This window comes from Photobacterium sagamiensis (genome assembly GCF_050337085.1).
Classification (GTDB): Bacteria; Pseudomonadota; Gammaproteobacteria; order Enterobacterales; family Vibrionaceae; genus Photobacterium; species Photobacterium sagamiensis.
In genome coordinates this window covers 1-2,801 of the sequence record NZ_JAKJSP010000010.1, presented here as the reverse complement: position 1 = coordinate 2,801, position 2,801 = coordinate 1, and the positions used below count along the sequence as shown (strand labels likewise).

Below are 2,801 nucleotides of genomic sequence, written 5' to 3'. Positions count from 1 at the left end.
TCCCTGAGCTGCACTCGAATTGTAACGCTTCCCGTATTGGTAAATTTAATCGCGTTACCCACTAAATTAGTGAGAATTTGAATGATCTTGTTGGAGTCGCCATACAAATAGTTGGGAACATCGTTTGCGACTGCGTAGGTTAGTGTGATGTTCTTTTCTTTGGCTCTGGCTTTAAGCATGTTGACAACATTGTCCACAATCGAGTCGGTATGGAAATTGGTTTCATTAATGTCGAAATACCCAGCTTCGATTTTAGAATAATCCAGGACATTATTGAGTACCCCCATCAGAATTTCGCCTGATGACGTGATGGTTTTAGTGTGGCGTTTTTGCGCGCTGTCTAAGGCTGTATCATCAAGGAGGTGCAGTGTTCCCATTATCCCGTTCATCGGGGTGCGGATCTCATGGCTCATGTGGGCAAGGAAAGACGATTTGGCTTTGTTAGCCTGTTCAGCTTGTTCTCGCGCTTTTGCATGCTTGCCGACTTCACTGTTTAGTGCGTTATTGGCCTCGGTAAGCTGCGTAGTACGTTCATCTACCAGTTTTTGCAGTTCATTCTGGTGCTCTCGCAGGGCTACCGCATTTTTTTTAAATACCGATATTGCATCCGCGAGATGACCTATCTCGTCACTCTCCCCCTGCGGAATATCTACGGAGAGATCACCGGCCGCCAGTTTCCTTATTGCGGCTGTCATACTTCCAGGTGCCTCAAGCACATCATCTTTTGCCAACAGTGCTGCATCATTGGCTTTCTGGGTGTTAGCGGCCGTCTTGGTGGTACTCTGTGCGACTGTCTCGGCCGTTAAGCCCATTTCAGTCATGGCAACTTGATCCGTCTCGGACGCATGCTTAATACCGTCAGTGATATGGGCAGAGGCTTGCGAAATTTCCAGGGTCATGGATTGCAGATAAATAATGAAGTTGTTTACCGAATTGCCAATATCACCCAACTCATCATGCGAAGTGATATCAATCCGCGAGGTTAAGTCGGCTTCGCCGGTCGATAAGGTATCAATGCGCTCTTTGAGGATGACCAAGCCTCTAACAATCTTATTAATCGACCATGTTGCAACCAGCAGAGCAATAATCAGCAGTACAGCGGCAGTAGCAATGTTCATGTACACTTTGTCATTAAAAATTTCTGCCGTCGCGCGAGTCAGCCCATCTTGAATGCTAGTGATGTCGCTATCATACGTCCCCGTCGCAATGGTCCAGCCCCATTCGGGAAAAATATTCCTGGCATAGGCAATTTTGTTCTCTGTTTGTTTGGTGGTCGGATTTTCAAAGGCAATTTTTACAAAAGCTTCGGATTGACCTTTGATGCTGTTGGCAATTTTTAATGTTGTTGACGGATTGACAGTACCGATAACTTCTGCCTTGGGGTGGGCCAAGATCTTGCCGTTCTTATCTTGTACCCAAAAGTAGCCATTTTGGCCGTATTTAGATGAACTGATGGTATCAAGAGCCGCCTTAAGTTCATCTTTTCTGAGTGTATCGATGTACTCGCCAGTCCCTATAACCATGTTTAAAGGTTTGAAGTAAACCGATGCCGTTAGTTTTTCTTCTGCTTTTTTTGTTACCGGGTTTAAGAAGTGATAACTGGTAAACCCGACAGCATCGGCTTTGGCTGAACTGACAATATCTCGGGCGTAGTATTTGCCATAGGTGTCTGTACTGTCATATTCATTCACACCAATAGTGCCGAGTTTGTTTCCGTCAGCCGTGCTGATAACGCTCGCGGCATCATAAGCAAAGATATACCGGCCATTGTCCCAGCGGTATTCATTAATAAAAGCATGAATACTGGTTTCTGCATCAGTAGCAGAAGCACTGTTGCTGTAAATATTTTCTATGGCATCTCTAAACGTAGTGATATCAGTCGCTAATTCTGCCTTGATATTTTCCAGCTTCGAATTCTCATAATAATAGGAAAGGGAGCGGGTAACAGTATCAACCTGACCCTTTAAGTTATCATTCAATAACTTAGCCACCTTAACACTCACATTGCTTTGTTCCGCCTCAAGAACAGATTTTTCCGTATTCATAAGGCTTGTGATAAAAAAACCACTCATTGTCAGCAATGAGGCGCACATAATGAATGAAAGCTTGGCTCTTATTGTTATATTCACGGGGCTAAACCTTGGTTGTACTCATGTCATTTGAAATACGTTGTTCTTATGAGGCTTATCAGAAACACACTATGAGTTAACTGAAGGCTCGGCGTTCTATCTTGTTTTTTACCTGAAATTCTTCTTTCAGTCTGTCGATAGAAGGGGCATAGATAGCAAGTAAGGCCGCTGACAATGTAGTTAACTCCAGTTCATCAGCACCTTGCTTACAAGCTATCTCCAGCTCCTCACAGGCTTTACTCAGGGCGATCAGGCCAATGGCTCCAGCGGAGCTTTTAAGGCTGTGGACTGGCAACTCAAGGGCTTTTGCTGAGCTCTCTGTTTTTATTTCTTTGATCAAGGTGGCCGAGCGTTTGTAAAACATAGCCACCATCTCGTGTACCAGCCCATCTCCGAGGATCTGTCTGTCCTCCTCCAACACCGAGTGGTCAAAAAGAGTGACGGCAGGTTCCTTATCCACGTCCCGATCTATGTCCCTAACTGCATCGAACTTGCTGGATTGGCCGTTATAGACATTAGCGATGACAGTCTGCATCTGCTTAAACTGTACCGGTTTTCCTAAGAAACCATCGAGGCCAGCCTCAAGATATGATTCAATTTCTTGCCGGAAAACATGGGCTGAGAAGGCGATAGTTGGTATATGGCGATTTGCTTTCTCTCGCAATCTACCCG

At 45.0% G+C, this 2,801-nt stretch carries 2 protein-coding genes; both read right to left on the bottom strand.

Annotated elements, in window-relative coordinates; genetic code table 11:
* Positions 1–2,045, bottom strand: a 2,045-nt coding sequence (locus L4D76_RS01040) for a cache domain-containing protein (protein WP_428439075.1), incomplete at its 3' end; no start/stop codon positions are given.
* Between the two features lie 160 nt (positions 2,046–2,205).
* Positions 2,206–2,801 (bottom strand): Hpt domain-containing protein (locus L4D76_RS01035; RefSeq protein ID WP_428439074.1); only part of this gene is annotated, 596 nt, incomplete at its 5' end.